The organism is Streptomyces sp. NPDC101181 (assembly GCF_044767975.1).
GTDB lineage: Bacteria > Actinomycetota > Actinomycetes > Streptomycetales > Streptomycetaceae > Streptomyces.
Genome location: NZ_JBIWOX010000001.1, coordinates 141,952 through 168,898, shown reverse-complemented (window position 1 = coordinate 168,898; position 26,947 = coordinate 141,952). Strand labels below are relative to the sequence as shown.

Sequence of the window (26,947 nt, the reverse complement as noted above, 5' to 3'; positions counted from 1 at the left end):
GGGACGCGCGCCGGCCGGGGGCCCTGGCAGCTCAGCTGCCAGGGCCCCCGGCCGCCTTGCGACCGCCCGCCCCGCACGGCGTTCCCGCTCGGGCGGGCCGCGCCGGGCGAGGCGCTAGCCTGGAGCGTCAGTCTTCAGCCAGCAAGTGAGGGGCGACAGCATCCCGTGCGCATCGCCAGGTTCTCCATCGACGGCAATGTCGCCTTCGGCGTCGTCGAGGGACAGGGCACCGTCGAATCCGGTGACCTCGTCCTCGACATCATCAAGGGCATCCCGTACGCCGACTTCGAACTCTCGGGCACCAAGGTCCCGCTGAACAAGGTCCGCCTGCTGCCCCCCGTGCTCCCCAACAAGGTCGTGGCCGTCGGCCGCAACTACGCGGAGCACGCCGCCGAGCTCGGCCACGAGGTCCCCGAAGCGCCGATCACCTTCTTCAAGCCCACCACCTCGGTGATCGGCTCCGGTGACGCCATCGAGTACCCCTCCTTCTCCGAAGAGCTGCACCACGAGGCCGAGCTGGCCGTGGTCATCGGCCGCATGTGCCGCGAGGTCCCGCGCGAGCGCGTCCGGGACGTGATCCTCGGCTACACCTGCGCCAACGACGTCACCGCCCGCGACGTGCAGCGGCGCGAGAAGCAGTGGGCCCGCGCCAAGGGCTTCGACACCTCCTGCCCGCTGGGCCCCTGGGTGGAGACCGGTGTGGACCCCCACGACCTCACCATCCAGGCGACGGTCAACGGCGAGCAGCGGCAGCTGGGCCGCACCAGCGACATGGTGCGCTCCGTCGAGGACCTGGTCGTCCACATCACGGAGGCCATGACCCTGCTCCCGGGTGACGTCATCCTCACGGGCACCCCCGCGGGGGTCGGACCCCTGCACGTCGGCGACGAGGTCGCCGTCACCATCGAAGGCATCGGCACTCTCACCAACAAGGTGATCAAGCGTGGCTAACCCCCCTGTACGCGTCCGTTTCTGTCCCTCCCCGACCGGCAACCCCCACGTGGGCCTGGTCCGCACGGCCCTGTTCAACTGGGCCTTCGCCCGGCACCACCAGGGCACCCTGGTCTTCCGGATCGAGGACACCGACGCGGCACGCGACTCCGAGGACTCCTACCAGCAGCTGCTCGACTCGATGCGCTGGCTGGGCCTGGACTGGGACGAGGGCCCCGAGACCGGCGGCCCGCACGCCCCCTACCGCCAGTCGCAGCGGATGGACCTGTACCGGGACGTCGCCGGGAAGCTCCTCGCCGCCGGGTACGCCTACCCCTGCTACTGCACCACCGAGGAGCTGGACACCCGCCGTGACGCCGCCCGCGCCGCCGGCAAGCCGTCCGGGTACGACGGCCACTGCCGCGACCTGACCGCCGGGCAGAAGGCGGCGTACGAGGCCGAGGGCCGCAGCTCGATCGTCCGCTTCCGGATGCCCGACGAGGCCATCACCTTCACCGACCTGGTCCGCGGCGAGATCACCGTCCAGCCGGAGAACGTCCCGGACTACGGCATCGTCCGCGCCAACGGGGCCCCGCTCTACACGCTGGTCAACCCGGTCGACGACGCCCTGATGGAGATCACCCACGTCCTGCGCGGCGAGGACCTGCTCTCCTCCACCCCGCGCCAGATCGCCCTGTACCGGGCGCTCATCGAGCTGGGCGTCGCCAAGGACACCCCCGCCTTCGGCCACCTGCCGTACGTCATGGGCGAGGGCAACAAGAAGCTCTCCAAGCGCGACCCGCAGGCCTCCCTCAACCTCTACCGGGAGCGCGGCTTCCTCCCCGAGGGCCTGCTGAACTACCTGTCCCTGCTCGGCTGGTCGATCGCCGAGGACCGCGACATCTTCTCGATGGACGAACTGGTCGCCGCGTTCGACATCGGGGACGTCAACGCCAACCCGGCCCGCTTCGACCTCAAGAAGGCCGAGCACATCAACGCCGAGCACATCCGCATGCTCGACGTGAAGACCTTCACCGAGGCCTGCGGCCCCTGGCTCACGGCCCCCTTCGCCCCCTGGGCCCCGGAGTCCTTCGACGCGGAGAAGTGGACGCGGATCGCCCCGTACGCCCAGACCCGCGTCACGGTGCTCTCCGACATCACCGACAACGTCGACTTCCTCTTCCTCGACGAGCCGGTGGCGGACGAGGCGTCCTGGACCAAGGCGATGAAGGGCGACCCGGCCGCGCTGCTCACCACCGCCCGCGCCAACCTGGCGGAGGCCGACTGGAGCGACGCGGAGTCGCTGAAGAACGCCGTCCTGACCGCCGGGGAGGCCCACGGGCTCAAGCTCGGCAAGGCCCAGGCGCCGGTTCGCGTCGCCGTCACCGGCCGCACCGTCGGCCTGCCGCTCTTCGAGTCCCTGGAGATCCTGGGCCGCGAGAAGAGCCTCGCCCGCGTCGACGCGGCGCTGGCCAGGCTGACCGCGTAACGGCGAACATCCCCGGGAGGGCCGCGGCCGTGAAGCCGCGGCCCTCCCGTTTTCCCCCGGCGCCGCCGGGCGCGGGCGGCTACGGTGGCGTACATGCCGATCCGCGCCGTGCTCTGGGACATCGACGACACGATCTTCGACTACGCGAGCGCCGACCGCACCGGTATGCGGCTCCACCTGGAGGCCGTGGGCCTGCCCCCGGCGTACGCCTCCGCCGACGAGGCCCTCGCCGCCTGGAAGGCGATCACCGCCGTGCACTGGGCCCGCGTCGCCGCGGGGGAGACCGACTTCCTCGGCCAGCGCCGGGACCGGGTACGGGAGTTCCTGGGACGGCCCCTGACGGACGACGAGGCCGACGACTGGTTCGGCGGCCACCTGGTCCACTACGAGGCCGCCTGGGCGCTCTTCCCCGACGTGCTGCCGGTCCTGGACCGGCTGGCCGCCGACTACCGGCACGCGGTCCTCTCCAACTCCAGCAGCCACAACCAGCACCGCAAACTCACCGCGCTCGGCGTCCGGGACCGGTTCGAGGCGATGGTCTGCGCCGTGGAACTCGGCGTCTCCAAACCCGAGCCCGGCGCCTTCCACGCGGCCTGCGAGGCGCTCGCGCTGGAGCCGCACGAGGTGGCGTACGTGGGCGACGAGCCGGACATCGACGCGAGCGGGGCCTCGGCCGCCGGACTGACCGGGATCTGGCTCGACCGGCGGGGGAGGGGCGGACGGGCGGACCTCGTGACGATCACCGGGCTCGACCAGCTCCCCGGCCTGCTGGCGGGCGATACCCGTTTTGGACCGCCGGACACCTTCGGGTAATGTTCTTTCTGCGCCGCCCGAGCGGGCCGGAAGATCCGGACGGGAAGCGCGACAGAGATGAAGCCCCCGCCAGGGGTTGCGTTTCAGTGGGCTATGGTGTAATTGGCAACACTACGGTTTCTGGTACCGTCATTCTAGGTTCGAGTCCTGGTAGCCCAGCGCAGTAGAAGTAAGACCAGCAGGACAAGCCCCCGTTGTGTAGCGGCCTAGCACGCTGCCCTCTCACGGCAGTAGCGCCGGTTCGAATCCGGTCGGGGGTACAGATCCTTCCCGCGAGAACACCTGGGTCGCACCCACGTTTTCGATGCAGGATCGCCAGGGCCCCCGTTGTGTAGCGGCCTAGCACGCTGCCCTCTCACGGCAGTAGCGCCGGTTCGAATCCGGTCGGGGGTACTTGTCACACCATGGGCTATGGTGTAATTGGCAACACTACGGTTTCTGGTACCGTCATTCTAGGTTCGAGTCCTGGTAGCCCAGCGCACCTCAGCAGTAACCACGCCCCCGTTGTGTAGCGGCCTAGCACGCTGCCCTCTCACGGCAGTAGCGCCGGTTCGAATCCGGTCGGGGGTACAACAGAGCGACAGCAGAAGGCCCGTCACCTCGGTGGGGGGCCTTCTGGCGTACCCGGACCGAAGCGCCCCGAGTCAATTCGCCTGCCTCGTAACGCTGTTGGGCGGACGGAGGGAAGGAGGCGGCCAAGGCGGCAGGGAGGCGGTAAGGGGGCCGCCACGGCGCTGGGGCGGCCTTCCGGACAAAGGGGAGCGGGAGGTGCGGGCGGGTCAGCCCGTGCGGCGCAGGGCCTCGCTCAGCCGGGCCGCCGAGTCGATGACCGCCTGGGCGTGCATCCGACCCGGGTGGCGCGTCAGACGCTCGATCGGTCCGGAGACCGAGACCGCGGCGACCACCCGGTTCGAGGGACCGCGGACCGGGGCCGAGACCGAGGCGACGCCCGGTTCGCGCTCGCCGATCGACTGGGCCCAGCCCCGCCGCCGTACACCGGAGAGCGCGGTGGCGGTGAACCGGGCGCCCTGGAGGCCGCGGTGCAGACGCTCGGGCTCCTCCCAGGCCATCAGGATCTGGGCCGAGGATCCCGCCTTCATCGTGAGCGTGGAGCCGACCGGCACCGTGTCCCGGAGTCCGGACAGCCGTTCCGCCGCCGCCACGCAGATGCGCATGTCGCCCTGCCGGCGGTAGAGCTGGGCGCTCTCGCCGGTGATGTCGCGCAGGTGGGTGAGCACCGGTCCGGCCGTGGCCAGCAGGCGGTCCTCGCCCGCCGCGGCCGCCAGTTCCGACAGCCGGGGGCCGAGAATGAACCGGCCCTGCATGTCCCTCGCCACCATCCGGTGGTGTTCCAGTGCCACGGCCAGCCGATGGGCCGTGGGCCGTGCGAGCCCGGTCGCCGCGACCAGCCCGGCGAGGGTGGCCGGACCGGACTCCAGGGCGCTCAGTACCAGAGCCGCCTTGTCGAGAACGCCGACGCCGCTAGAGTTGTCCATACGACGATACTCCCGTCTCACTCTGTGAAACGCAAGTTCAATTTCCGGAGGAAGTTGCGAACCTGTAGGAGCGGCCGCAGACGGGACCGCCGCCACCGCCCCGCACGGGGGTCCGGACGGAGGCACACCGAATCTCTAGTTGGGCCGGCGACGACGCCGGCCGGAGGGAAAGCGATGGGTAGGACACTCGCGGAAAAGGTCTGGGACGACCACGTCGTTCGTCGCGCGGAGGGCGAGCCCGACCTTCTCTTCATCGATCTGCACCTGCTGCACGAGGTGACCAGCCCGCAGGCCTTCGACGGACTGCGCCAGGCCGGACGTCCGGTACGACGCCTCGACCTCACCATCGCCACCGAGGACCACAACACCCCGACCCTCGACATCGACAAGCCGATCGCCGACCCCGTCTCGCGCGCCCAGCTGGAGACGCTGCGCAAGAACTGCGCGGAGTTCGGCGTCCGGCTGCACCCGCTGGGCGACGTCGAGCAGGGCGTCGTGCACGTGGTCGGCCCCCAGCTGGGGCTGACCCAGCCCGGCACCACCGTGGTCTGCGGCGACTCCCACACCTCCACGCACGGCGCGTTCGGCGCGCTGGCCTTCGGCATCGGCACCAGCCAGGTGGAGCACGTCCTGGCCACCCAGACGCTGCCGCTGGCCCGGCCCAGGACCATGGCCATCACGGTCGAGGGCGAACTGCCCGACGAGGTCACCGCGAAGGACCTGATCCTGGCGATCATCGCCCGGATCGGCACCGGCGGCGGCCAGGGCTACATCCTCGAATACCGCGGCCCCGCCATCGAGAAGCTCTCGATGGAGGCCCGGATGACCATCTGCAACATGTCGATCGAGGCCGGGGCCCGCGCCGGGATGATCGCCCCCGACGCGACCACCTTCGACTACCTCCAGGGCCGCGACCATGCCCCCGAGGGCGAGGAGTGGGACGCCGCCGTCGCGTACTGGAAGACCCTGCGCTCCGACGACGACGCGGTGTTCGACGCCGAGGTCGTCATCGACGCCGCCCGACTGGCCCCGTTCGTCACCTGGGGCACCAACCCCGGCCAGGGCGCGCCCCTGTCGGCCCGCGTCCCCGACCCGGCTTCGTACGAGGACGCGTCGGAGCGCCACGCCGCCGAAAAGGCCCTGGAGTACATGGGGTTGACCGCGGGACAGCCGCTGCGCGAGATCAGCGTGGACACCGTCTTCGTAGGCTCGTGCACCAACGGCCGCATCGAGGACCTGCGCAACGCGGCCGCGATCCTGGACGGCCGCAAAGTCGCCGACGGCGTACGGATGCTGATCGTGCCGGGCTCGGTCCGGGTCGCCCTCCAGGCCGTCGCCGAGGGGCTGGACAAGGTCTTCACCGAGGCCGGCGCCGAATGGCGGCACGCGGGTTGCTCGATGTGTCTCGGTATGAACCCCGACCAGCTGGCCCCCGGCGAGCGCTCCGCCTCCACCTCGAACCGCAACTTCGAGGGACGGCAGGGCAAGGGCGGCCGCACCCACCTGGTCTCACCCCAGGTCGCCGCCGCCACCGCCGTACTGGGCCATCTGGCCTCGCCCGCCGATCTGTCCGACGCCCGTACCCCCGCCGGAGTCCGATAGCCATGGAAGCCTTCACCACGCACACCGGCCGGGTCGTCCCGCTGCGCCGCAGCAACGTCGACACCGACCAGATCATCCCCGCCCACTGGCTGAAGAAGGTCACCCGCGACGGGTTCGAGGACGGGCTGTTCGAGGCCTGGCGCAAGGACGAGAACTTCGTCCTCAACCGCCCCGAGCGCCAGGGCGCCTCGGTCCTGGTCGCCGGTCCCGACTTCGGCACGGGCTCCTCGCGCGAACACGCCGTCTGGGCCCTTCAGAACTTCGGCTTCAAGGCCGTCGTCTCCTCCCGCTTCGCGGACATCTTCCGGGGCAACTCCCTGAAGAACGGCCTGCTGACCGTGGTCCTGGAGCAGAAGGTCGTCGACGCCCTCTGGGAGCTGACCGAGGCCGACCCGACCGCCGAGGTGACCGTCGACCTGGAGGCGCGCGAGGTCCGCGCCGAGGGCATCACGGCCGCCTTCGAGCTGGACGAGAACGCCCGCTGGCGACTGCTCAACGGCCTCGACGACATCAGCCTCACCCTTCAGAACGAAGCCGACATCGCCGCGTACGAGGCGGCCCGACCCGCCTTCAAACCGCGTACCCTTACGGCCTGAGCAGCGCTTTTCCACGACTGCGCCCCCTGCCTCCGGGCAGGGGGCGCAGTCGCTTGTTGAGACCCCGTCGGGCGACAACTCGCCCCAGATGGCACAATCGGTGCATGGAACGCGACAGCCAACTCAAGCTCTATGGCCAAGTCGCCGACCAATTGAAGGAAGCGCACGCGAAGGTGCGCGCACTGCAAGTCCCGGAGAGCGTACGGATGGCGCTGACCCGGAAGCTGCTGGTCGTCACGGCCGCGGCGAAGCACGATCTCCCGGACGCGGCAAGGCGTCTGGACCGGTTGATGAAGGACCTCGACGAGGGCCGATTCCCCGAAGGTGACTGACACGTGGAACTGCGCATCGGTCGACTTCGTTGCGGCACTAGGGTGATTAGCCCGTTTCGTGTTTGATTTGCGGTATATATCTGCCTAACGTGCGAAAAAGCTTGAACACTTTCGTTCTGGCAATGTCTCCGAAGGGGAAGACGTGAACAAGGCGCAGCTCGTAGAAGCGATTGCCGACAAGGTCGGCGGCCGTCAGCAGGCCGCGGACGCCGTCGACGCGGTACTGGACGCCATCGTCCGTGCCGTGGTCGCCGGGGACCGTGTCTCGGTCACCGGCTTCGGTTCGTTCGAGAAGGTGGACCGCCCCGCCCGCTACGCCCGCAACCCGCAGACGGGTGAGCGCGTCCGGGTCAAGAAGACCTCGGTGCCCCGCTTCCGCGCGGGCCAGGGCTTCAAGGACCTGGTGAGCGGCTCCAAGAAGCTCCCGAAGAACGACGTGGCCGTCAAGAAGGCCCCCAAGGGCAGCCTGACGGGCGGATCTTCCGCCGCCCGTACGACGGTGAAGGCCGCCACCGCGAAGAAGTCGGCCGCCAAGAAGGCCACCGCGAAGAAGACGACCGCCGCCGTCAAGAAGGCGACCCCGGCGAAGAAGACCACCGCCGCCACCGCCAAGAAGACCGCGGCGACGAAGAGCACGGCCAAGAAGACGACCGCGGCCGCCAAGAAGGCGACCCCGGCGAAGAAGGCCACCACGGCGAAGAAGGCCGTCGCCAGCAAGACCGCGCCCGCCAAGAAGACCACGGCGAAGAAGGCGCCCGCGAAGAAGACCACGGCGCGCAAGACCACGGCCAAGAAGGCCACCGCACGCAAGAAGTGAGACCGGGCACCCGCTCGCTCCTCACACGCGCCGGGCCGGGCTCCCCTCTGGGGGAGCCCGGCCCGCGGGCTGTCCGGCAACTCTCCCCCCGCTCGGCCCGGAGCGACCGGTGCGACCGGGCCGTCCGGGACGCCTGACGCGTCTAGAACGTCTGCAGCGTCACCAGGGTGATCCGCAGGGCCGCGCCCGACCCCTCGCCCTCGATCCGCACCCGCTGCCCCGGGCGCAGCAGCAGCAGACCGCCCGCGTCGAAGGCCGGGGCGTCGAACTCCACCGGAGTGCCGTCGTCCAGCAGCACACTGCCGGTCCGGGTCTCGGGGTCGTAGGTGTATGAGGTCGCCTGCATGGGCGGCAGCCTATCGGTCACCAGCCGGGGCCAGCGCGGCCATCAGCCGCGCCGTGTGCGCCCCCACCCCCAGCGCCAGGGCAGCCCGCAGATCCTCGCCCGTATCCACGTCCCCGCGCACCGAGTCGAGACCGGACAGCGTTATTTCCACCGCGCCCGTCGCCAGGTGCCGGGCAGCGGACGGGCCCCCGAAAGCCGGACGGAATTCCGCACCCCGGGCGGCCGACAGGAAAGTCGTGCCGATTCCCGCCGCGTCCCGGAGAAATGCGCGGGGAAAAGCGGAGGCAAAATCGAGCACCCGCGCCAATTCGCCGGCCCGCAGCGCGGGCAGATCCGCGTTGAGCGCGGCCACCGAAGCGGCCGGCCTGCGCCCCCGCACCTGGCGGGCGCCGTGCGCCAGCGCGGCGTTGAGCCCGGCCCCCGGAGCGTCCGCCACGATCCGCGCGCCGAGCGCCGAAAGGGCCCGCCCGGCCGCGACGTCGTCCGTGACGACCACCACATCCCGCACCCGGGCACAGGTCAGCGCCGCGGCCACCGTGTCCTGCGCAAAGGCCAGCGCCAGCCGGGGCCGCGCCGCCTCGCCCGCCGCCCGTCCCAGGCGGCTCTTGGCCCGTGCGAGCGGCTTCAGCGGAACGACCAGGGACCAGGCCCCCGGCGGATCGGTGTTCGTGGCGATCTCTTCCTCCCTGCTCGTCGCCCCCTATTCTCGCCTGCCGGTACGACAACCCGGAGGGCTGGTCCCGAAGCCGAGGCGTACGGTGTTCTCGACAGAGCAGGGGCCTGGGGCGAGACTTGACCGTCAGTAGCCAGGCAGCAGGTCACGTCCTGAGAGAAAGGTGTTCTCGTGCCGCGCCGCAGAATCGGCTTCTGGTACCGCCTGGCGGCGGTAATCGCCAAACCGCCCCTGGTGGTTCTGTTCAAGCGCGACTGGCGGGGGACGGAACACATTCCGGCCGACGGCGGATTCATCACCGTCGTCAATCACAACTCCTATCTGGACCCGCTCTCCTACGCGCACTTCCAGTACAACACCGGACGCGTGCCCCGGCTCCTGGCCAAGGCGGGCCTCTTCCGCACCCCCTTCGTCGGGATGATGCTGCGCGGCACCGGACAGATCCCCGTCTACCGGGAGACCACCGACGCGCTGGGCGCCTTCCGGGCCGCCGTCGACGCCATCGAACGCGGCGAGTGCGTCGCCTTCTACCCCGAGGGCACCCTCACCCGCGACCCCGACATGTGGCCGATGGCCGGCAAGACCGGAGCCGCCCGCGTCGCGCTGATGACCCGGGCCCCGGTCATCCCCGTCGCCCAGTGGGGCGCCAACGAGGTGATGCCGCCGTACGCCAAGGAGAACAAGCTCCGGCTGTTCCCCCGCAGGACGCTGACGGTCCAGGCGGGCCCGCCCGTCGACCTAAGCCCCTTCTACGACGTCGAGCCGACGCCCGACGTGCTGCGCCGGGCGACCGAGGTCATCATGGCCGCGATCACCCGTGAGCTGGAGGACGTGCGCGGGGAGAAGGCCCCCGCCGAGCTCTACGATCACCGTAAAGCCCGTGCTGAACAACGGCGCAGGGCGCAGGGAAAGGGATCCACGTGACGCACCCCGTCAAAGCGGCCGTCTTCGGAACCGGCTCATGGGGTACGGCCTTCGCCGTGATCCTCGCCGACGCGGGCTGCGAGGTCACCCTCTGGGGCCGCCGCGCCGAGGCCGTCGAGGCCATCAACACCACCCGCACCAACCCGGACTACCTCCCGGACATCGCGCTCCCGGACGGGATCCGCGCCACCACGGACCCCGCGCAGGCGCTGCGCGGAGCCGAGTTCGCCTTCCTCGTCGTGCCCTCCCAGACGCTGCGCGCCAACCTCGCCGAGTGGGCCCCGCACCTGGGCCCCGACACCGTGCTGGTCTCCCTCATGAAGGGCGTCGAGCTGGGCACCGCCGAGCTGATGAGCGAGGTGATCGCCGACGTCACCCAGGTCTCCGCCGACCGGGTCGCCGTCGTCTCCGGCCCCAACCTGGCCAAGGAGATCGCCGAGCGCCGCCCCGCCGCCGCCGTCGTCGCCTGCGCCGACGAGTCCGTCGCCCAGCGCCTCCAGGCCGCCTGCCACACCCCGTACTTCCGGCCGTACACCAACACCGACGTGGTCGGCTGCGAGCTGGGCGGCGCCGTGAAGAACGTCATCGGTCTCGCCGTCGGCATCGCCGACGGCATGGGCCTCGGCGACAACACCAAGGGCTCCCTGATCACCCGGGGCCTCGCCGAGACCACCCGGCTGGGCGTCGCCATGGGCGCCGACCCGCTGACCTTCTCCGGACTCGCCGGCCTGGGCGACCTGGTGGCCACCTGCTCCTCGCCGCTCTCCCGCAACCACACCTTCGGCACCAACCTCGGCCGCGGGATGACGCTCCAGGAGACGATCGCCGTCACCCGGCAGACCGCCGAGGGCGTCAAGTCCTGCGAATCGGTCCTCGACCTGGCCCGTCGGTACGGGGTCGACATGCCCATCACGGAAACCGTCGTCTCGATCGTCCACGAGGGCAAGTCCCCGGTCGTCGCGGTGAAGGAGCTGATGTCGCGCAGCGCCAAGGCCGAGCGACGCTGACTCCTCCTCTACCAGCAGGTACGCTCATCGCGATATGAGCAGCGAGAACCTCCCCCAGAGCCCTGAGCGCGCCGAGAGCCCGCAGCGGCCCCGCAAGCCCCGCGTGGCTGTCGTGTTCGGCGGCCGAAGCTCCGAACACGGCATCTCGGTCGTCACGGCCGGCGCCGTCATGAAGGCCATCGACCGGACGGCGTACGACGTGCTGCCGATCGGCATCACGACGGACGGCCGCTGGGCGCTCACCGCGGACGAGCCCGAACGCATGGCCATCACCGACCGCAAGGTCCCCGACGTGGCCCAGCTCGCCGAGTCCGCCGAGGGCAGCGTCGCCCTGTCCGTCGACCCGGGCAGCCGCGAGGTCCTCTACAGCGAGCCCGGCTCGGTGCCCAAGGCGCTCGGCGAGGTCGATGTCGTCTTCCCGGTGCTGCACGGCCCGTACGGGGAGGACGGCACCCTTCAGGGGCTGCTCGAACTGTCCGGTGTGCCCTACGTCGGCGCGGGCGTCCTCGCCTCGGCCGTCGGCCAGGACAAGGAGTACATGAAGCGCGTCTTCCACTCCTTCGGGCTGCCCGTCGGACCGTACGAGGTGATCCGCCCCCGCGAGTGGGAGAACGACCCGGCCGCCGCCCGCAAGCGGATCGTGGACTTCGCCGGTGAGCACGGCTGGCCGCTGTTCGTGAAGCCCGCCCGCGGCGGTTCCTCGATGGGCATCACCAAGGTCGACGGCGTCGAAGGTCTCGACGAGGCGATCGAGGAGGCCCGCCGCCACGACCCCAAGTTCCTCGTCGAGTCGCTGCTGCGCGGCCGCGAGATCGAGTGCGGGGTGCTGGAGTTCGCGGACGGGCCGCGCGCCAGCGTGCCCGCGGAGATCCCCCCGGTCACCGCCCACGACTTCTACGACTTCGAGGCCAAGTACATCGACTCGGCCACCGGCCTGGTGCCCGCCCCGCTCACCGACGAGCAGACCGCCGAGGTCCAGCGGCTCGCCGTCGCCGCCTTCGAGGCCGCCTCCTGCGAGGGACTGGTGCGCGCCGACTTCTTCCTCACCGAGGACGGCGAGTTCGTCATCAACGAGATCAACACCCTGCCGGGCTTCACCCCGATCTCGATGTACCCGCGGATGTGGCAGGAGAGCGGCGTCGGCTACCCGGAGCTGGTCGACCGGCTGATCCAGGCCGCGCTGACCCGCTCCACCGGACTGCGCTGACCCGCTCCGTCGAACCGCCGGGCCCACCGCCACGACGCGGCGGGTCACAGCCGGTCCGGGACCGTCCTCGCCACCGGACCGGCGAAGGCGCTGAGCGGCGTGATGTCCATCGCGTACTCCTCGGAGAACGTGACCTCGACGTACGCCTTGCGGTAGGTGGTGGTGAACCGGGGGCCGGAGCCCTCGGGCTGCTCCAGCATCCAGTTCACCCCGTCCGCCTCGACCGCCTCCGCCTGGGGGTCGTCCATCTTCGCGGGCCGCGGGACCCCGCAGCGCAGTACGATCGCCCCGTCGCCCCACCCCGCGGTCAGCGCCGAGTCGGGGGAGGGGTCGGTGCGTTCCCGGTCGAGGACGGTCCCGGGCAGTTCCCGGTCCAGCGCCTCGCAGTACGCGGCGGCCTCCGGGGACGGCGCGGGAACCGGGACCGAGGGCTGCGCGGCACCGGGGGAGCAGCCCGCCGCGGCCAGCACGAGCACGGCCGCGGACGGGCCGAGGACGGATATCGAGCGGGGGGACCGGCGGGCGGATGACGTCACCGGCCCAGCCTAGACGGGAGTCAGAGGTGGACGACCGGGCAGGTCAGGGTACGGGTGATGCCGTCCACCTGCTGCACTCTGGCGACCACCATGCGACCGAGCGCGTCGACCGTGTCGGCCTCGGCCCGCACGATCACGTCGTAGGGACCGGTGACGTCCTCTGCCTTGATGACTCCCGGAATCCTGGAGATGGTCTCGGCGACGATCGACGCCTTGCCCACCTCGGTCTGAATGAGGATGTACGCCTGTACCACGGAACCTCCAGGGCGGCCACGAGGATCATGTGGGGGAAAGGGACGCCACGTTATCGCGTCGCCGAGCACGACGGGGAGACCTGCGGGCCGGATGACGTCGACAGCGTGGCGCACAGGGCACAGACGTTGACGTGTCTCTTGACGGTACCGACAGCAGTGACGGCTCGCGACCGGGAGCCCGGACGGGTGTCCGGGGCGATAAAGGAGAGGTGGGACTCGGTGAAGGGAACCGTGGGCGAGTTGGGGGAGTTCGGGCTCATCAGAGAGCTCACGTCCCGGCTCACCACCACCCCGGCGGTGCGGCTGGGGCCCGGCGACGACGCCGCGGTCGTGGCCGCTCCCGACCGGAGGGTCGTGGCCAGTACGGACATCCTGCTGGAGGGGCGGCACTTCCGCCGCGACTGGTCGACGGCGTACGACGTGGGCCGCAAGGCGGCCGCCCAGAACCTCGCCGACATCGCGGCCATGGGCGCCGTGCCCACCGCGCTGCTCCTCGGCCTGGTCGTCCCCGCCGATCTGCCCGTCACCTGGGCCGCCGAGCTGATGGACGGCCTGCGCGACGAGTGCCAGGTGGCGGGGGCGGCCGTGGTCGGCGGAGACGTGGTCGGCGGCGACACCATCACCGTCTCCATCACCGCCCTCGGCGACCTGCGCGACCACGAACCGGTCACCCGGGCCGGCGCCCGCCCCGGCGACGTCGTCGCGGTCACCGGCTGGCTCGGCTGGTCCGCCGCCGGGTACGCGGTGCTCTCCCGCGGCTTCCGCTCGCCCCGCGCCTTCGTCGAGGCCCACCGCCGCCCCGAACCCCCGTACCACGCGGGCCCCGCGGCCGCCGGGCTCGGCGCCACCGCCATGACCGACGTCAGCGACGGACTGGTCGCCGACCTCGGGCACATCGCCGAGGCGAGCCAGTGCCGCATCGACCTGCGCTCCGGGCGGATCGACATCCCCTCGCAGATGTCCGACATCGGTCAGGCCGTCGGCGTCGACCCGCTCCAGTGGGTGCTGACCGGGGGGGAGGACCACGCCATCGTGGCGACCTTCCCGCCCGACGTGAAGCTCCCCGCCCGCTGGAAGGTGATCGGGGAGGTCCTCCACCCCTCCGCCCTGCCCCAGGTCACCGTCGACGGGGCGCCCTGGACCAGCAAGGGCGGCTGGGACCACTTCGGCTCCATCGAGGACACCCCCTGAGCGCTGAGGGGCACCCCCTGAACCCGGGGCACTCGCGCCGGGCCCTAGATTGCTGCGTATGCCCCTACGTACCGTTGCCCCGCCCCGCGTGCTCACCGTCGCCGGATCCGACTCCGGCGGCGGTGCGGGGATCCAGGCCGACCTGAAGACCATGCTCGCCCTCGGTGTGCACGGCATGAGCGTGCTCACGGCCGTCACCGCGCAGAACTCCCTCGGTGTGCAGGGCGCGTGGGAGCTTCCGGCGGACGCCGTGCGCGCCCAGTACCGCAGTGTCGTCGACGACATCGGCGTCGAGGCCGTGAAGACCGGGATGCTCGCCTCGTCCGTCCTCGTCGAGACCGTCGCCGCACTCCTCACGACCACCGGTGCCCCGGTCGTCGTCGACCCGGTCGGCGTCTCCAAGCACGGGGACGCGCTGCTCGCCGCCGAAGCCCTCGACGCCGTACGGACGAAGCTGCTGCCGGTGGCCACCGTCGCCACCCCGAACCTTGACGAGGTCGCCCAGCTCACCGGGGTCCGGGTCACCGACGAGAGCGGGATGCGCCGGGCCGCCGAGGCGATCCTCGGCTTCGGACCGCGCTGGGTGGTCGTCAAGGGCGGCCACCTGCCCGGCGAGGCGGTGGACCTGCTCACCGACGGGAGCGCGGAGCACTGGCTGCGCGCCCCCCGGCACGACAACCGGCACACCCACGGCACCGGCTGCACCCTCGCCTCCGCCATCGCCTGCGGCCTGGCGCTGGGGCAGGACGTCCCCACGGCGGTACGCGGCGCGAAGGCGTACGTCACCGGCGCGATCGAGGCCGGATTCCCGCTGGGCGGCGGCATCGGCCCGGTCGACCACGGCTGGCTGACCCGTCCGGCGGACCGGCCGGCCCCCGGCTAGCCGCACCGGCGCCTGAGCACCGGCGTCCGGGCACAGCAAAAAGCCGGTCCACCGAGGTGGACCGGCTTTTCGGGCAACCGGAAGGCTGCGCTACGACGGGGACGTCAGCGCGCGACCTTGCCGGCCTTGATGCACGAGGTGCAGACGTTGAGCCGCTTCGGCGTCCGACCGACCACGGCACGCACGCGCTGGATGTTGGGGTTCCAGCGACGGGACGTACGGCGGTGCGAGTGCGAAATGTTGTTGCCGAAGCTCGGCCCCTTGCCGCAAACGTCGCAGTTGGCAGCCACGGGTCACTCCAAAGACTTCAGATGCACTTACAGTGAATTCCGGCGCGCCGGATTCATGTGACTGAAGTGGCGGTACCGGAGGAATGGCCCGACTCTCATCGGGCAACCGGAGCAGCATACAACGCCTGCTTCGGAGATACGAAACTACCACGGGTTCACCCGCCCCCGCCCCGCCCCCCTGCGCCCGCCGGGGACCCGGCAGGCGGGCTAACCTGCGGTGCAGCCAGCAGCCACGGCCGCTTCAAGGAGGACCATCGGTGCCGCAGCCCCCCGACGATCTGGACGCCGTCGCGGTGCGCACCTGGTGCTCACTGGCCCTGGAGGCCCTGGGCCGGGAGCGCGCGGAGATCGACGCGATCAACGTCTACCCGATCGCCGACGGTGACACCGGCACCAACCTCTACCTGACCGTCGAGTCCGCCGCCGCTGCCGTCGAGGCGGTGTTCGCCGCCCATGAGACCGGCACCACCGTGCCCGCCACCGCCGACGCCGTACGCGCCATGGCACACGGAGCGCTGATCGGCGCCCGCGGCAACTCCGGCACGATCCTGGCCCAGCTGCTGCGCGGCATGGCCGGGGTACTGGCCGAGGGGGGCGACCCCGCCCGGCTGCCCCTCGCCCTGGGCCGGGCCGCCGACGCAGCCCGGCAGGCCGTCGCCCACCCCGTGGAGGGCACCGTGCTCACCGTCGCCTCGGCCGCCGCCGACGCCGCCCGGAGCGCGGAGCCGGAGCTGCGCGCCGTGGTGCACGCCGCGTACGAGGGGGCGCGCGAAGCTCTCGCGAAGACCCCCGGCCAGCTCGCCGTCCTCGGCCGGGCCGGAGTCGTGGACGCCGGGGGCCGGGGACTGGTGACGGTCCTCGGCGCGCTGGTGGAGACGGTCACCGGGCAGGCTCCGGCACGAGGGCTCCGTACCGGGTCCCAGAAGGCACCCAGGCCCGAAGACGAGGGGGCCGGGGGGGCCGTGGCCGGGCTGCCGGGGGGCGGCACCGCAGTGCCGGGCGTCAGCGGGGGAGAGCTCGCGCCGACGGGCGCTCCCGCGGACCCCGCGGTGGAGGGCCCGCTCGACTGCCCCGAGGACGGGGGCGCCGCACCCGCCTTCGAGGTGATCTACCTCCTGGAGGCCGAGGACGACCGGGTGACCCGGCTGCGCACCCGGCTGGACGCGCTCGGCGACTCCCTGGTCGTCGTGGGCGGCGACGGGCTCTGGCACGTCCACGTCCACGTCGACGACGCCGGGGCCGCCGTGGAGGCGGGCGTCGAGGCGGGGCGGCCGTACCGGATCCGGATCACCCACTTCGCCACCGAGAGCGGCCACGACGCGCGCCCCCCGGCCGAGCCCGCCCAGCGCGCCGTCGTCGTGGTCGTCCCCGGCGACGGGCTGTCCGGACTGTGCACCGAGGCCGGCGCCACCACGGTGATCGCCCGCCCCGGCGAACCGCCCGCCAGCGGTGAGCTGGTCGACGCCATCCGCCGGGCCCACGCCCGCGAGGTGGTGCTGCTGCCCAACGACGCGGCCCTGCGCCACACCGCGGCCGCCGCCGCCGAACAGGCCAGGACCGAGGGGGTGCGGGTCGCCCTCGTCCCCACCCGCGCCGCCGTGCAGGGGCTCGCCGCCCTCGCCGTCCACGAGCCGGACCGCGGCTTCGACGAGGACGTGGTCGCCATGACCTCGGCAGCCGGCGCCACCCGCTACGCCGAACTGGCCGTCGCCGAGCACCAGTCCTGGACCATGGCCGGGGTCTGCCAGGCCGGGGACATCCTCGGCCTGATCGACGGCGACGTCGCCGTGATCGGCGCCGACGTCCCGGCCACCGCCCGCATCGTGCTGGACCGGATGCTCGCGGCGGGCGGCGAACTGGTCACCCTCGTCCTCGGCGAGGACGTCCCGGACGCGCTCGCCGCCGCACTGGAGGAGTACGTACGCGAGGGCCATCTCGCCGTGGACACGGTCGTCTACCGGGGCGGCCACCAGCGGGCGCCGCTGCTGATCGGCGTCGAGTAGCCGCCCGCGGCCGCGCCCGGCGGGGCGCTGTCAGTGGCGTGGTGTGCAATGGACCACGTGTCCTCGTTCGATGAACCTCTTCTGAAGCTGCTCGGCGGAGCCACCGCGAAGGTGATGGCCGAACACCTCGACCTGCACACGGTCGGCGATCTGCTGCACCACTACCCGCGGCGGTACGAGGAGCGCGGCAAGCTGACCGCGCTGGCCGACCTCCCGCTGGACGAGCACGTCACGGTGGTCGCCCAGGTCGCCGACGCCCGCATCCTGATGTTCAACAACGGCCGGGGCAAACGCCTGGAGGTCACCCTCACCGACGGCAGCGGCCGCCTCCAGCTGGTCTTCTTCGGCCACGGCGTGCACAAGCCGCACAAGGAGCTGCTCCCGGGCCGCCAGGCGATGTTCGCGGGCAAGGTCTCCGTCTTCAACCGCAAGATGCAGCTCGCCCACCCCACGTACCAACTGCTCGACGCCTCCGACGCCGACGAGGCCACCGAGGCCGTGGACGCCTTCGCCGGACGACTGCTGCCGATCTACCCGGCCTGCAAACAGCTCGACTCCTGGCGGATCGCCAAAGCCGTCGACGCCGTGCTGCCCAGCGCCCGGGAGGCGGTCGACCCGCTGCCCGAAGCCCTGCGCGAGGGCCGCGGCTTCACGCCGCTGCCCGAGGCCCTGATCAAGGTCCACCGGCCGCAGACCAAGGCCGACATCGAGGACGCCAAGGCGCGCCTCAAATGGGACGAGGCGTTCGTCCTCCAGGTCGCCCTGGCCCGCCGCCGCTACGCCGACACCCAGCTGCCCGCCATCGCCCGCCGCCCCGTGGCCGACGGCCTGCTCGACGCCTTCGACGCCAAGCTGCCCTTCACGCTCACCGAGGGCCAGCGGAAGGTCAGCAAGGAGATCTTCGACGGACTGGCCACCGAGCACCCCATGCACCGCCTCCTCCAGGGGGAGGTCGGCTCGGGCAAGACGATGGTGGCCCTGCGCGCGATGCTCGCCGTGGTCGACGCGGGCGGCCAGGCCGCGATGCTCGCCCCCACCGAGGTCCTCGCCCAGCAGCACCACCGCTCGATCACCGAGATGATGGGCGATCTGGCCGAGGGCGGCTTGCTGGGCGGCTCCGACCTGGGGACGAAGGTCGTGCTGCTCACCGGCTCCATGGGCACGGCCGCCCGCCGCCAGGCCCTGCTCGACCTGGTCACCGGGGAGGCCGGGATCGTCATCGGCACCCACGCCCTCATCGAGGACAAGGTCCAGTTCCACGACCTCGGCCTGGTCGTCGTGGACGAACAGCACCGCTTCGGGGTGGAACAGCGCGACGCCCTGCGCTCCAAGGGCAAGCAGCCGCCCCACCTCCTCGTCATGACCGCCACCCCCATCCCCCGTACGGTCGCGATGACGGTCTTCGGCGACCTGGAGACCTCCGTCCTGGACCAGCTCCCGGCCGGCCGCTCCCCGATCGCCAGCCATGTCGTCCCCGCCAAGGACAAGCCGCACTTCCTCAGCCGCGCCTGGGAACGCGTCCGCGAGGAGGTGGAGAAGGGCCACCAGGCGTACGTGGTCTGCCCCCGCATCGGCGACGACGCGGAGGAGACCGACGGCAAGGGCAGCAAGGGCGGTAAGGACAACAAGCGGAGCAAGGCGAAGAAGGCGGCTCCCGAGGAGGACGGGGACAAGCGGCCGCCGCTGGCCGTCCTGGAGATCGCCGGGCAGCTGCGCACGGGCGCGCTGGCCGGGCTGAGCGTCGAGGTCCTGCACGGGCGGATGCCGCCCGAGGAGAAGGACGACGTCATGCGCCGGTTCGCCGCCGGGGAGGTGGACGTCCTCGTCGCCACCACCGTCATCGAGGTCGGGGTCAACGTCCCCAACGCCACCGCCATGGTGATCATGGACGCCGACCGGTTCGGCGTCTCCCAGCTCCACCAGCTCCGCGGACGCGTCGGCCGTGGCGCGGCCCCGGGGCTCTGCCTGCTGGTCACCGAGGCCCACGAGGCGAGCCCCGCCCGCGCCCGGCTCTCCGCCGTCGCCGCCACCCTCGACGGCTTCGAGCTCTCCCGGATCGACCTGGAGCAGCGCCGCGAGGGCGACGTCCTGGGCCAGGCGCAGTCCGGGGTGCGCTCCTCGCTGCGGATGCTCACCGTCATCGACGACGAGGAGGTCATCGCCGCCGCCCGCGAGGAGGCCGTGGCGATCGTCGCCGCCGACCCCGAACTGGAACACCTGCCGGAACTGCGCACGGTGCTGGCCGCCCTGCTGGACAAGGAGCGGGAGGAGTATCTGGACAAGGGCTGAGCGCCGGGCCGCCCTGCCGGTGCGGGGCGCACGCCATATCGTGGACGGGCGGCGGCATCAGCCTGCCGCGCGCCGCCTCCCGACCGCCCGCGACCCCGAGGACCCCACACCCATGACCCGCGTGATCGCCGGCTCGGCCGGTGGACGCCGCCTGGCCGTACCGCCCGGCACCGGCACCCGGCCCACCTCCGACCGTGCGCGCGAGGGGCTGTTCTCCACCTGGCAGGCGCTGCTCGGCACCCTGGAAGGGACCAGGGTCGCCGATCTGTACGCCGGATCCGGCGCCGTCGGCCTCGAAGCACTCTCCCGGGGCGCGGCCCACGCCTTGCTCGTCGAGGCCGACCCGAAGGCGGTCCGCACCGTCCGCGACAACGTCCGCACCCTCGGTCTGCCCGGTGCCGAGGTGCGCACCGGCAGGGCGGAGCAGACCGTGACAGGGCCCGCGCCCGCCGACCCCTACGACATCGTCTTCCTGGACCCGCCCTACGCCGTCACCGACGACGATCTTCGCGAGATCCTGCTCACACTCCGTGCTCAGGGGTGGCTCACGGACGGCGCGCTCGTCACCGTGGAACGCAGCACCCGGGGCGGAGAATTCGGCTGGCCCGCCGGATTCGAGCCATTGCGGGCCCGTCGCTACGGCGAGGGAACGCTTTGGTACGGTCGCGCCGCCGCTACGTGCGAAGACGCACGATGACCGGACCGGAGAGCGAGGGAATCACAGTGCGCCGCGCCGTCTGTCCGGGGTCGTTCGACCCCATCACCAACGGACATCTCGACATCATCCAACGAGCCTCGAAGCTGTACGACGTGGTGCACGTGGCGGTGATGATCAACCAGTCCAAGAAGGGGCTGTTCACCGTGGACGAGCGGATCGAGCTGATCCGCGAGGTCACCGCGGACTTCGGCAACGTCGAGGTGGAGTCCTTCCACGGCCTGCTGGTCGACTTCTGCAAGCAGCGGGAGATCCCGGCGATCGTGAAGGGCCTGCGGGCCGTCAGCGACTTCGACTACGAACTCCAGATGGCCCAGATGAACAACGGCCTCTCGGGCGTCGAGACCCTCTTCGTGCCGACCAACCCCACCTACAGCTTCCTGTCGTCCTCGCTGGTCAAGGAGGTCGCCACCTGGGGTGGCGACGTCTCCCACCTGCTGCCGCCCCCGGTCCACGCCGCGCTCATGGGGCGCCTGGGGAAACCCTGAATCGCTGACCGGCCGTCACCAGGTGTCGGGTGGCGGCCGACTGGCCGTACAGTCGACCCGTCCGTCTCCAGGGGAGCAGCGGTTCCCACAGAGCAGCAGAGAGTGGCGAGCACACGGTGGACGTGCAGAAGAAGCTCGACGAGATCGTCGAAGCGGTCGGTAACGCCCGCTCCATGCCCATGTCGGCCTCGTGCGTGGTCAACCGCGCCGAGCTGCTCGCCATGCTCGAAGAGGTGCGCCAGGCGCTGCCCGGCTCCCTCGCCCAGGCCCAGGAGCTGATCGGCGGCCACGCGCAGATCGCCGAGCAGGCCCGGCAGGAGGCCGAGCGGATCATCGAGTCCGCGCACGCCCGATCGACCTCCCTGATCTCGGAGACCGAGGTCGCCCGCCAGTCGCGGAGCGAGGCCGACCGGATCCTGTCCGAGGCCCGCCGCGAGGCCGAGGAGGTCCGGGCCGAGGCCGACGACTACGTCGACAGCAAGCTCGCCAACTTCGAGGTGGTCCTGACCAAGACCATCGGCTCCGTGGACCGGGGCCGCGAGAAGCTCCTCGGCCGCGGCCAGGGTCTGGACGAGCAGGGCTACCAGGACCCCGACTTCGCCGAGGCCCCTGAGCGCAGCGCCGACCCGGAGACCCTGCGGCAGCGGGCCGACGCGTACGTCGACGCCAAGTTCGGCGCCTTCGAGGCCGTCCTCGCCAAGACCCTGGAGGCGGTCGGCCGCGGTCGGCAGAAGCTGCACGGCCGGGTCGCCTCCGACGACCTCGGCGCGCACATCGCCGCCCAGGACGCCGCGGGCGGGCAGGGTCACACCAGCGACGCCGACTATCTGGCCGGACTCGCCGAGCTGGCCACCCCTGACCCCCGGCAGGCGCCCCAGCAGCCCCAGCAGCAGCCGCATTACCCGGAGCAGCCGCAGCAGCCCGAGCCGAGCTACGCGCAGGCGGCGTACGGCTACCAGGAGCAGCCCGACCCCTACGCCGCGTACCAGCAGCAGCCCGATCCCTACGCCGCGTACCAGCAGCAGGGGGGTTACGACCCGAACGGCTACCCGCCCCAGCCCGCCGGACAGCCCGACTACGGCTGGCAGCAGCAGCAGGGCCACGGCGGGCAGCAGGGCCAGGCGCACGGCCAGGGACAAGGGCAGGGACAAGGGGCCGGTCAGCAGCAGGGTGGAGGCGCGCTGGACGAGACCAGCCTCTTCGACACCAGCATGATCGACCTGGAACAGCTGCGCCGGTACGAACAGGGCCGCTGACCCGCGCCGGAGCGCCGTTCCGAGCGGGACCGCCCCCGCAGCTAAGGGCCGGACTGGCCCGATTGGGTGCTGAGCGGTCCGTCCAGTATCCTAAATCTTCGGTCGCGCCTATGTCCGCGATCCCGGCTGCCCGTTTCGACTCCGAAGCAGGGCGGCCCCTTCCCCCGCAGCACGCACGATTTTCATGATTCGAAAGCAGGAAAAGCCCTGAACGGCCACCTCGACCACCGCAACCCCCTCGTGTTCGACACGCACGAGCTGGGCCGGCGTCCCGGTGCCATGAGGCGGCTGACCCGCTCGGTGGACGCACCCGGTTCACCGGTTCTCGGGATCGACGGCGTCATCGGTGTGCCGGAAGGCGCACCCGTGGAGCTGGACCTGCGGCTCGAATCGGTCATGGAAGGGGTGCTTGTCACAGGCACCGCCCGTGCGACGGCCGAGGGGGAGTGCGTAAGGTGTCTGGAGCCGCTGACCGTAGAGGTCGACGCGGATTTCCAGGAGATGTTCTCGTACCCTGACGCCGATGACCGGGGCCGCCCCACCGCGGACCCGGCCGACGACGCCGAGGACGACGAGGACAGGTTCTTCCTCGAGGACGGCTTGTTCGACCTCGAGTCGGTGCTGCGTGACGCGGTAGTGCTCGCACTGCCCATGCAGCCGGTGTGCAAGGAGACCTGCGCCGGTCTGTGTTCCGAATGCGGAATCAGGCTGGAGGAGAATCCGGGCCACCACCACGACGCCGTCGACATTCGTTGGGCGGCACTGCAAGGACTCGCCGAGACCGTTCAGGACGGCGAGAAGGACAACATGGGCGGCGCCGAACCGGGCGTCGACGAGAAGCAGGAGAAGTAGCCGTGGCTGTTCCGAAGCGGAAGATGTCGCGCAGCAACACGCGCCACCGCCGGTCGCAGTGGAAGGCTGCGGTCCCCACCCTGGTTTCGTGCGAGCGTTGCCAGGAGCCCAAGCTCCAGCACATTGCGTGCCCGAGCTGCGGCACCTACAACAAGCGCCAGGTTCTCGAGGTCTGAGCGGCTGGTGAGAGGCCCGATGTCTGAGTTGTCCAACGCCAAGAAGCAGGCAGACAACGTCAACACAGCCTCGTCCCACACGCTTCTGGAAGGGCGGCTCGGGTATCACCTGGAGTCCGCCCTTCTGGTGCGTGCGCTCACCCATCGTTCGTACGCGTACGAGAACGGCGGTCTGCCCACCAACGAGCGGCTGGAGTTCCTCGGGGACTCGGTGCTCGGCCTGGTGGTCACGGACACGCTGTACCGCACCCACCCCGACCTGCCCGAAGGCCAGCTGGCCAAGTTGCGGGCCGCGGTGGTCAACTCGCGTGCGCTTGCGGAAGTGGGCCGCGGCCTCGAACTGGGCTCCTTCATCCGGCTCGGCCGCGGTGAAGAGGGCACAGGGGGCCGGGACAAGGCTTCCATCCTCGCCGACACCCTGGAAGCGGTGATCGGCGCGGTCTATCTCGACCAGGGCCTCAGCGCGGCCTCGGAGCTGGTCCACCGGCTCTTCGACCCGCTGATCGACAGGTCCTCCAACCTCGGCGCCGGCCTGGACTGGAAGACCAGCCTCCAGGAGCTCACCGCGAGCGAGAGCCTCGGAGTCCCCGAGTACCTCGTCACGGAGACCGGCCCGGACCACGAGAAGACCTTCACTGCTGCTGCTCGCGTCGGTGGTGTCTCGTACGGCACCGGCACCGGCCGTAGCAAGAAGGAAGCGGAGCAGCAGGCGGCCGAGTCCGCCTGGCGCGAGATCAGCGCCGCCGCCGAGGCGCGGCAGGCCGCGGAGAAGTCCGCGGTCGACGGAGGGGACGCCGACACCCCTGCCGAGCCGTCGCCGAGCACGGACGCCGCTCCGGCCTGAAGCTGTACGAGAACCCCTCGGTGCCGCGCGCACCGGGGGGTTCTCCCTGTCCCCGGGAGCGGTCCCCGCCCCTCTCCCCGCCGTAGGTCCGTTGTCGTGTCTGGAGTGGTCCACCGTGCCCGAGCTGCCCGAGGTCGAAGTCGTCCGCAGAGGCCTTGAGCGCTGGGTCAGTGGCCGCACCGTCACCGAGGTCGAGGTCCTGCACCCGCGTTCGGTCCGCCGTCATCTCGCGGGCGGCGTCGACTTCGCCGCCCGGCTGCGCGGCGCCCGCTTCGGTACGGCGATGCGCCGCGGCAAATACCTCTGGGTCCCCATCGAGGAGGCCGCCTCCTCGATGCTGGGGCACCTCGGCATGAGCGGTCAGCTGCTGATACAGCCCGCGGACGCGCCCGACGAGAAGCACCTGCGCGTCCGGCTCCGCTTCGACGACACCATCGGCACCGAACTGCGCTTCGTCGACCAGCGGACCTTCGGCGGACTCTCGCTGAACGACCTCACCCCCGACGGGCTGCCCGACACCATCGCGCACATCGCCCGGGACCCGCTCGACCCGCTCTTCGACGACGCGGCGTTCCACACGGCCCTGCGGCTGCGCCGTACGACGGTCAAGCGCGCCCTGCTCGACCAGTCGCTGATCAGCGGGGTCGGCAACATCTACGCGGACGAGGCGCTCTGGCGCGCCAGGCTGCACTACGACCGGCCGACCGCGACCCTGACCCGCCCGAAGTCCGCCGAACTGCTCGGCCACGCCCGGGACGTCATGAACGCGGCCCTCGCCCAGGGCGGCACCAGCTTCGACAGCCTCTACGTCAACGTCAACGGCGAGTCCGGCTACTTCGACCGGTCGCTCGACGCGTACGGCCGGGAGGGCGAGCCCTGCCACCGCTGCGGCACCCCGATGAGCCGCCGCGCCTGGATGAACCGCTCCAGCTACTACTGCCCGCGCTGTCAGCGGCCGCCGCGCGTCTCGTCGTAACGCGACCGGGCGGCCAGGACTTCGTCCATCCGCCCCTCGACGCAGTGGATCAGCCCGAGCAGCTTCTCCGCGACCTCGCGGCCGAGCGGGGTGAGTTCGTAGTCCACCCGCGGCGGATTGACCGGCTGGGCCTCCCGCAGGACGAGCCCGTCCCGCTCCAGGGCATGCAGGGTCTGGGAGAGCATCTTCTCGCTGACCCCGTCGACCCGGCGGCGCAGCTCGTTGAACCGCAGGCTCTCCTCGTACAGCGCGCCCAGCGTCAGCCCGCCCCAGCGCCCGGTGACATGCTCAAGCGTCGTACGCGAGGGGCACGCACGGGAGAAGACGTCGAACGCGAGGCTGCCGGTATCCGTGTCACTGGCCATATCAAAAGCTTACTCCTGTGCAGCGCTCCCTCGGGGTGAGCGCTGCACAGGAGTAAGCGGAGGTGCGCGGGGGGCGGGTCAGAAGCCGAAGTTCTGGACCCACCACGGGCCGCCGGAGCCCTCGTGGACGCCGATGCCGATGGTCTTGTAGTCGCAGTTGAGAATGTTCGCGCGGTGGCCGTCGCTGTTCATCCAGCCCTCCATCACCGCTCGGGCGTCCGCCTGGCCGCGGGCGATGTTCTCCGCGGCGAGGCCCTGGACGCCCGCCTGCGCGGCCCGGTCCCAGGGGCTGTCGCCGTCCGGGTCGGTGTGGTCGAAGAAGCCGCGCGCGGCCATGTCCTCGCTGAAGTTCTGGGCGAGGGAGGTGAGCGGGGCGCTGGTGCTCAGCGGGGAGCAGCCGGCCTTGGCGCGCTCCTGGTTCACCAGCGCCAGCACCTCGGAGCGGGCGGTGGCGTCGGTGGGGGAGGGGGTCGGCTTCTTGGTCGGCGTCGGGGCGGCGGGGGTCTTCGAGGGCGCCGGGGCCTTGCTCACCGGGGGCGTGCTCGGCTTCGGGGCCGTGGTGCGCGCCTTCGTCCGCTGCGACGGGACGGCGGACGGCTTCTCGGCCGGGGTCCTGGACGGCGACGCCGACTTCGACGGACCGGCGGAGGGCGACGCACTGGTGGACGGCGACTTCGACGGGGTCCCGGCCGGGGCCTGCGGGCGCTCGCTGCCCCGGTCGGCGGGGGAGGAGGACCGGTCGGCGGGCGCCGTGGAGCTGCCGCCCTGCGTGAGCAGGTCCGGTACGCCGTCGGTGTGCACCTGGTCGGCGGCGCTGACGTCACCGGAGGTGGAGGACCCGCCGCCGGGCAGCAGGCCCGAGGCCACGGCGACGGCCCCGACGGCCACGGCCGCCGAGGCGCCGAGGAGACCGGTGCGCACGGGGACGGAGGACTTCTTCCGGCGCGTGCCCTTGTGCCGCGAGGAGGTCCGGGCCACGGGTTCTTCAGCGGCGGGGCCTGCGGCGGATCGTCGGTGGCGTCCCATGCGCTGTGCCTTCCTGATGCTCCGGACGTCGCGGTGACGCCGTTCGACTGCCTGGTGATCGAATGCCCGGTGATCGACTATTAGTCGACCCTGATCCATTACTCACCCGATCGAGTGAAGCTATTGCGTCCGGACTGTAGCCCATGGCCTAAAGGGGGTGGAGTGCATCCCGATCAATTGACCGGTTAGCGTTCGGGCATGAACGAAGATGCGCGCCTCGTCGTCTGGGTACGCGGTCGAGTACAGCAAGTAGGCTTCCGCTGGTTCACCAGGGCAAATGCTTTGGAGATCGGCGGGCTCATCGGCTTCGCCCTCAATCTCGACGACGGCAGAGTGCAGATCGTGGCCGAAGGGACACGTGAGAATTGCCACCGTCTGCTGGACTGGCTGCGCTCCGACGACACACCCGGGCGCGTGGACGGCGTCACTGAGATCTGGGACACGCCGCGCGGTGGATACGAGGGATTCGCCATCCGCTGACCCCCGCCCGTGAGAGCGCGGCGGCCCACTCGGTGAACGGAGCGTTCCGCACGGTCGCCGCGGCCCGCGTCCGTGCCTCCGCACCCGAAAT

Annotated in this window: 30 protein-coding genes and 5 tRNA genes; 27 read left to right on the top strand and 8 right to left on the bottom strand. The window is 71.4% G+C overall.

Going from position 1 to position 26,947, the window contains the following annotated elements; translation table 11 throughout:
- Positions 1-165: 165 nt before the first annotated feature.
- From ACIRRU_RS00755 to ACIRRU_RS00720, 8 genes are all read left to right on the top strand, one after another.
- Positions 166-951, top strand: a complete 786-nt coding sequence (locus ACIRRU_RS00755) for a fumarylacetoacetate hydrolase family protein (protein WP_403674455.1) — start codon at positions 166-168, stop codon at positions 949-951.
- On the top strand, positions 944-2,419 hold the full coding sequence (gltX, locus tag ACIRRU_RS00750; RefSeq protein WP_403674452.1) for a glutamate--tRNA ligase: 1,476 nt from the start codon (positions 944-946) through the stop codon (positions 2,417-2,419). The genes ACIRRU_RS00755 and gltX overlap by 8 nt, the downstream gene beginning before the upstream one ends.
- Positions 2,420-2,512: 93 nt before the next feature.
- Positions 2,513-3,232, top strand: a complete 720-nt coding sequence (locus ACIRRU_RS00745) for an HAD family hydrolase (protein WP_403674449.1) — start codon at positions 2,513-2,515, stop codon at positions 3,230-3,232.
- Between the two features lie 87 nt (positions 3,233-3,319).
- A tRNA-Gln gene (locus ACIRRU_RS00740) sits at positions 3,320-3,391 on the top strand.
- 28 nt (positions 3,392-3,419) lie between these two features.
- A tRNA-Glu gene (locus tag ACIRRU_RS00735) sits at positions 3,420-3,492 on the top strand.
- Positions 3,493-3,552: 60 nt separating this feature from the next.
- Positions 3,553-3,625, top strand: a tRNA-Glu gene (locus tag ACIRRU_RS00730).
- A 12-nt stretch (positions 3,626-3,637) separates the two neighbouring features.
- Positions 3,638-3,709, top strand: a tRNA-Gln gene (locus ACIRRU_RS00725).
- Between the two features lie 20 nt (positions 3,710-3,729).
- Positions 3,730-3,802, top strand: a tRNA-Glu gene (locus tag ACIRRU_RS00720).
- A gap of 209 nt (positions 3,803-4,011) precedes the next feature.
- Here ACIRRU_RS00720 and ndgR read toward each other — a convergent pair.
- Complete coding sequence (gene ndgR, locus ACIRRU_RS00715) at positions 4,012-4,728, bottom strand: IclR family transcriptional regulator NdgR (RefSeq protein WP_003966003.1); 717 nt, start codon at positions 4,726-4,728, stop codon at positions 4,012-4,014.
- Positions 4,729-4,902: 174 nt separating this feature from the next.
- Between ndgR and leuC the strand changes: the two genes are divergently transcribed.
- The 4 genes from leuC to ACIRRU_RS00695 all read left to right on the top strand — a co-directional run bounded on the left by leuC (position 4,903) and on the right by ACIRRU_RS00695 (position 8,075).
- Entirely contained in the window at positions 4,903-6,330 is a 1,428-nt protein-coding gene (gene leuC, locus ACIRRU_RS00710) for a 3-isopropylmalate dehydratase large subunit (protein WP_363205202.1), read from the top strand.
- Positions 6,331-6,332: 2 nt separating this feature from the next.
- Positions 6,333-6,926: a 3-isopropylmalate dehydratase small subunit gene (gene leuD / locus ACIRRU_RS00705; protein WP_363205203.1), complete on the top strand. Its 594-nt coding sequence runs from the start codon at positions 6,333-6,335 to the stop codon at positions 6,924-6,926.
- Positions 6,927-7,030: 104 nt separating this feature from the next.
- Entirely contained in the window at positions 7,031-7,258 is a 228-nt protein-coding gene (locus tag ACIRRU_RS00700; RefSeq protein WP_363205204.1) for a hypothetical protein, read from the top strand.
- 142 nt (positions 7,259-7,400) lie between these two features.
- Positions 7,401-8,075 (top strand): HU family DNA-binding protein, encoded by a 675-nt coding sequence (locus tag ACIRRU_RS00695; protein ID WP_403674444.1) that lies wholly within the window; start codon positions 7,401-7,403, stop codon positions 8,073-8,075.
- 142 nt (positions 8,076-8,217) lie between these two features.
- On the opposite strand, the gene ACIRRU_RS00690 is transcribed toward ACIRRU_RS00695, so the two are convergent.
- The gene (locus tag ACIRRU_RS00690; RefSeq protein ID WP_363205206.1) at positions 8,218-8,421 is read right to left on the bottom strand and encodes a hypothetical protein; all 204 of its coding nucleotides are present in this window, start codon (positions 8,419-8,421) and stop codon (positions 8,218-8,220) included.
- Positions 8,422-8,431: 10 nt separating this feature from the next.
- On the bottom strand, positions 8,432-9,097 hold the full coding sequence (gene cofC, locus ACIRRU_RS00685; protein WP_403675576.1) for a 2-phospho-L-lactate guanylyltransferase: 666 nt from the start codon (positions 9,095-9,097) through the stop codon (positions 8,432-8,434).
- Positions 9,098-9,265: 168 nt separating this feature from the next.
- On the opposite strand from cofC, the gene ACIRRU_RS00680 reads away from it, so the two are divergent.
- The 3 genes from ACIRRU_RS00680 to ACIRRU_RS00670 are packed head-to-tail and all read left to right on the top strand — an operon-like array spanning position 9,266 to position 12,232.
- Positions 9,266-10,018, top strand: a complete 753-nt coding sequence (locus ACIRRU_RS00680; protein ID WP_363205207.1) for a lysophospholipid acyltransferase family protein — start codon at positions 9,266-9,268, stop codon at positions 10,016-10,018.
- Positions 10,015-11,025 carry an NAD(P)H-dependent glycerol-3-phosphate dehydrogenase gene (locus tag ACIRRU_RS00675; protein ID WP_403674442.1) on the top strand — a complete coding sequence of 337 codons (1,011 nt, stop codon included), beginning with the start codon at positions 10,015-10,017 and terminating at the stop codon, positions 11,023-11,025. Before ACIRRU_RS00680 ends, ACIRRU_RS00675 begins: the two co-directional genes overlap by 4 nt.
- A 34-nt stretch (positions 11,026-11,059) precedes the next feature.
- Positions 11,060-12,232: a D-alanine--D-alanine ligase family protein gene (locus tag ACIRRU_RS00670; RefSeq protein WP_403674439.1), complete on the top strand. Its 1,173-nt coding sequence runs from the start codon at positions 11,060-11,062 to the stop codon at positions 12,230-12,232.
- A gap of 44 nt (positions 12,233-12,276) precedes the next feature.
- On the opposite strand, the gene ACIRRU_RS00665 is transcribed toward ACIRRU_RS00670, so the two are convergent.
- Both ACIRRU_RS00665 and ACIRRU_RS00660 read right to left on the bottom strand, forming a co-directional pair.
- A complete protein-coding gene (locus ACIRRU_RS00665) occupies positions 12,277-12,768 on the bottom strand; it encodes a DUF3515 domain-containing protein (protein WP_403674436.1) in 492 nt (163 codons plus the stop codon).
- A gap of 20 nt (positions 12,769-12,788) precedes the next feature.
- Positions 12,789-13,022, bottom strand: coding sequence for an Lrp/AsnC ligand binding domain-containing protein (locus ACIRRU_RS00660; RefSeq protein WP_403674434.1), 234 nt, complete (start codon positions 13,020-13,022; stop codon positions 12,789-12,791).
- Between the two features lie 219 nt (positions 13,023-13,241).
- Here ACIRRU_RS00660 and ACIRRU_RS00655 point away from each other — a divergent pair, with 219 nt between their 5' ends.
- Both ACIRRU_RS00655 and thiD read left to right on the top strand, forming a co-directional pair.
- Positions 13,242-14,213 carry a thiamine-phosphate kinase gene (locus tag ACIRRU_RS00655; RefSeq protein ID WP_403674432.1) on the top strand — a complete coding sequence of 324 codons (972 nt, stop codon included), beginning with the start codon at positions 13,242-13,244 and terminating at the stop codon, positions 14,211-14,213.
- A 58-nt stretch (positions 14,214-14,271) separates the two neighbouring features.
- A complete protein-coding gene (gene thiD / locus ACIRRU_RS00650) occupies positions 14,272-15,096 on the top strand; it encodes a bifunctional hydroxymethylpyrimidine kinase/phosphomethylpyrimidine kinase (RefSeq protein ID WP_403674429.1) in 825 nt (274 codons plus the stop codon).
- 104 nt (positions 15,097-15,200) lie between these two features.
- Here the strand turns inward: thiD and rpmB are convergent, their stop codons facing one another.
- Entirely contained in the window at positions 15,201-15,386 is a 186-nt protein-coding gene (gene rpmB, locus ACIRRU_RS00645) for a 50S ribosomal protein L28 (RefSeq protein WP_026171429.1), read from the bottom strand.
- A gap of 257 nt (positions 15,387-15,643) precedes the next feature.
- On the opposite strand from rpmB, the gene ACIRRU_RS00640 reads away from it, so the two are divergent.
- The 9 genes from ACIRRU_RS00640 to mutM all read left to right on the top strand — a co-directional run bounded on the left by ACIRRU_RS00640 (position 15,644) and on the right by mutM (position 24,985).
- Positions 15,644-17,389 carry a DAK2 domain-containing protein gene (locus ACIRRU_RS00640; RefSeq protein ID WP_403674426.1) on the top strand — a complete coding sequence of 582 codons (1,746 nt, stop codon included), beginning with the start codon at positions 15,644-15,646 and terminating at the stop codon, positions 17,387-17,389.
- A gap of 48 nt (positions 17,390-17,437) precedes the next feature.
- Positions 17,438-19,678 (top strand): ATP-dependent DNA helicase RecG, encoded by a 2,241-nt coding sequence (recG, locus tag ACIRRU_RS00635; protein WP_403674423.1) that lies wholly within the window; start codon positions 17,438-17,440, stop codon positions 19,676-19,678.
- Positions 19,679-19,790: 112 nt separating this feature from the next.
- Positions 19,791-20,375, top strand: a complete 585-nt coding sequence (rsmD, locus tag ACIRRU_RS00630; RefSeq protein WP_363205216.1) for a 16S rRNA (guanine(966)-N(2))-methyltransferase RsmD — start codon at positions 19,791-19,793, stop codon at positions 20,373-20,375.
- A gap of 26 nt (positions 20,376-20,401) precedes the next feature.
- The gene (gene coaD / locus ACIRRU_RS00625; RefSeq protein WP_403675573.1) at positions 20,402-20,881 is read left to right on the top strand and encodes a pantetheine-phosphate adenylyltransferase; all 480 of its coding nucleotides are present in this window, start codon (positions 20,402-20,404) and stop codon (positions 20,879-20,881) included.
- Positions 20,882-20,997: 116 nt separating this feature from the next.
- The gene (locus ACIRRU_RS00620) at positions 20,998-22,137 is read left to right on the top strand and encodes a cell division initiation protein (protein WP_403674421.1); all 1,140 of its coding nucleotides are present in this window, start codon (positions 20,998-21,000) and stop codon (positions 22,135-22,137) included.
- A gap of 240 nt (positions 22,138-22,377) precedes the next feature.
- Positions 22,378-22,989, top strand: a complete 612-nt coding sequence (locus ACIRRU_RS00615; protein WP_403674418.1) for a YceD family protein — start codon at positions 22,378-22,380, stop codon at positions 22,987-22,989.
- Positions 22,990-22,991: 2 nt separating this feature from the next.
- The gene (gene rpmF / locus ACIRRU_RS00610; protein ID WP_003965982.1) at positions 22,992-23,165 is read left to right on the top strand and encodes a 50S ribosomal protein L32; all 174 of its coding nucleotides are present in this window, start codon (positions 22,992-22,994) and stop codon (positions 23,163-23,165) included.
- A gap of 19 nt (positions 23,166-23,184) precedes the next feature.
- On the top strand, positions 23,185-24,009 hold the full coding sequence (gene rnc, locus ACIRRU_RS00605; RefSeq protein WP_363205218.1) for a ribonuclease III: 825 nt from the start codon (positions 23,185-23,187) through the stop codon (positions 24,007-24,009).
- Between the two features lie 115 nt (positions 24,010-24,124).
- On the top strand, positions 24,125-24,985 hold the full coding sequence (mutM, locus tag ACIRRU_RS00600) for a bifunctional DNA-formamidopyrimidine glycosylase/DNA-(apurinic or apyrimidinic site) lyase (RefSeq protein ID WP_403674415.1): 861 nt from the start codon (positions 24,125-24,127) through the stop codon (positions 24,983-24,985).
- Here the strand turns inward: mutM and ACIRRU_RS00595 are convergent.
- Positions 24,958-25,350: a winged helix-turn-helix transcriptional regulator gene (locus tag ACIRRU_RS00595; RefSeq protein WP_403674413.1), complete on the bottom strand. Its 393-nt coding sequence runs from the start codon at positions 25,348-25,350 to the stop codon at positions 24,958-24,960. The two genes, mutM and ACIRRU_RS00595, sit on opposite strands and share 28 nt — an antisense overlap.
- Before the next feature lie 78 nt (positions 25,351-25,428).
- A complete protein-coding gene (locus ACIRRU_RS00590; RefSeq protein WP_403674410.1) occupies positions 25,429-26,376 on the bottom strand; it encodes a CAP domain-containing protein in 948 nt (315 codons plus the stop codon).
- A gap of 198 nt (positions 26,377-26,574) precedes the next feature.
- Here ACIRRU_RS00590 and ACIRRU_RS00585 point away from each other — a divergent pair, with 198 nt between their 5' ends.
- On the top strand, positions 26,575-26,856 hold the full coding sequence (locus ACIRRU_RS00585; protein WP_363205222.1) for an acylphosphatase: 282 nt from the start codon (positions 26,575-26,577) through the stop codon (positions 26,854-26,856).
- Positions 26,857-26,947 lie beyond the last annotated feature (91 nt).

Bases quoted from the DNA above. Each gene is read 5' to 3' on its own strand.
- ndgR (WP_003966003.1), bottom strand. From the start codon at position 4,728: ATGGACAACTCTAGCGGCGTCGGCGTTCTCGACAAGGCGGCTCTGGTA.
- ACIRRU_RS00595 (WP_403674413.1), bottom strand. From the start codon at position 25,350: ATGGCCAGTGACACGGATACCGGCAGCCTCGCGTTCGACGTCTTCTCC.
- thiD (WP_403674429.1), top strand. From the start codon at position 14,272: ATGCCCCTACGTACCGTTGCCCCGCCCCGCGTGCTCACCGTCGCCGGA.
- ACIRRU_RS00585 (WP_363205222.1), top strand. From the start codon at position 26,575: ATGAACGAAGATGCGCGCCTCGTCGTCTGGGTACGCGGTCGAGTACAG.
- rsmD (WP_363205216.1), top strand. From the start codon at position 19,791: ATGACCCGCGTGATCGCCGGCTCGGCCGGTGGACGCCGCCTGGCCGTA.
- recG (WP_403674423.1), top strand. From the start codon at position 17,438: ATGGACCACGTGTCCTCGTTCGATGAACCTCTTCTGAAGCTGCTCGGC.
- ACIRRU_RS00690 (WP_363205206.1), bottom strand. From the start codon at position 8,421: ATGCAGGCGACCTCATACACCTACGACCCCGAGACCCGGACCGGCAGT.
- rnc (WP_363205218.1), top strand. From the start codon at position 23,185: ATGTCTGAGTTGTCCAACGCCAAGAAGCAGGCAGACAACGTCAACACA.
- ACIRRU_RS00590 (WP_403674410.1), bottom strand. From the start codon at position 26,376: ATGGGACGCCACCGACGATCCGCCGCAGGCCCCGCCGCTGAAGAACCC.
- leuC (WP_363205202.1), top strand. From the start codon at position 4,903: ATGGGTAGGACACTCGCGGAAAAGGTCTGGGACGACCACGTCGTTCGT.
- leuD (WP_363205203.1), top strand. From the start codon at position 6,333: ATGGAAGCCTTCACCACGCACACCGGCCGGGTCGTCCCGCTGCGCCGC.
- ACIRRU_RS00745 (WP_403674449.1), top strand. From the start codon at position 2,513: ATGCCGATCCGCGCCGTGCTCTGGGACATCGACGACACGATCTTCGAC.
- ACIRRU_RS00670 (WP_403674439.1), top strand. From the start codon at position 11,060: ATGAGCAGCGAGAACCTCCCCCAGAGCCCTGAGCGCGCCGAGAGCCCG.
- ACIRRU_RS00700 (WP_363205204.1), top strand. From the start codon at position 7,031: ATGGAACGCGACAGCCAACTCAAGCTCTATGGCCAAGTCGCCGACCAA.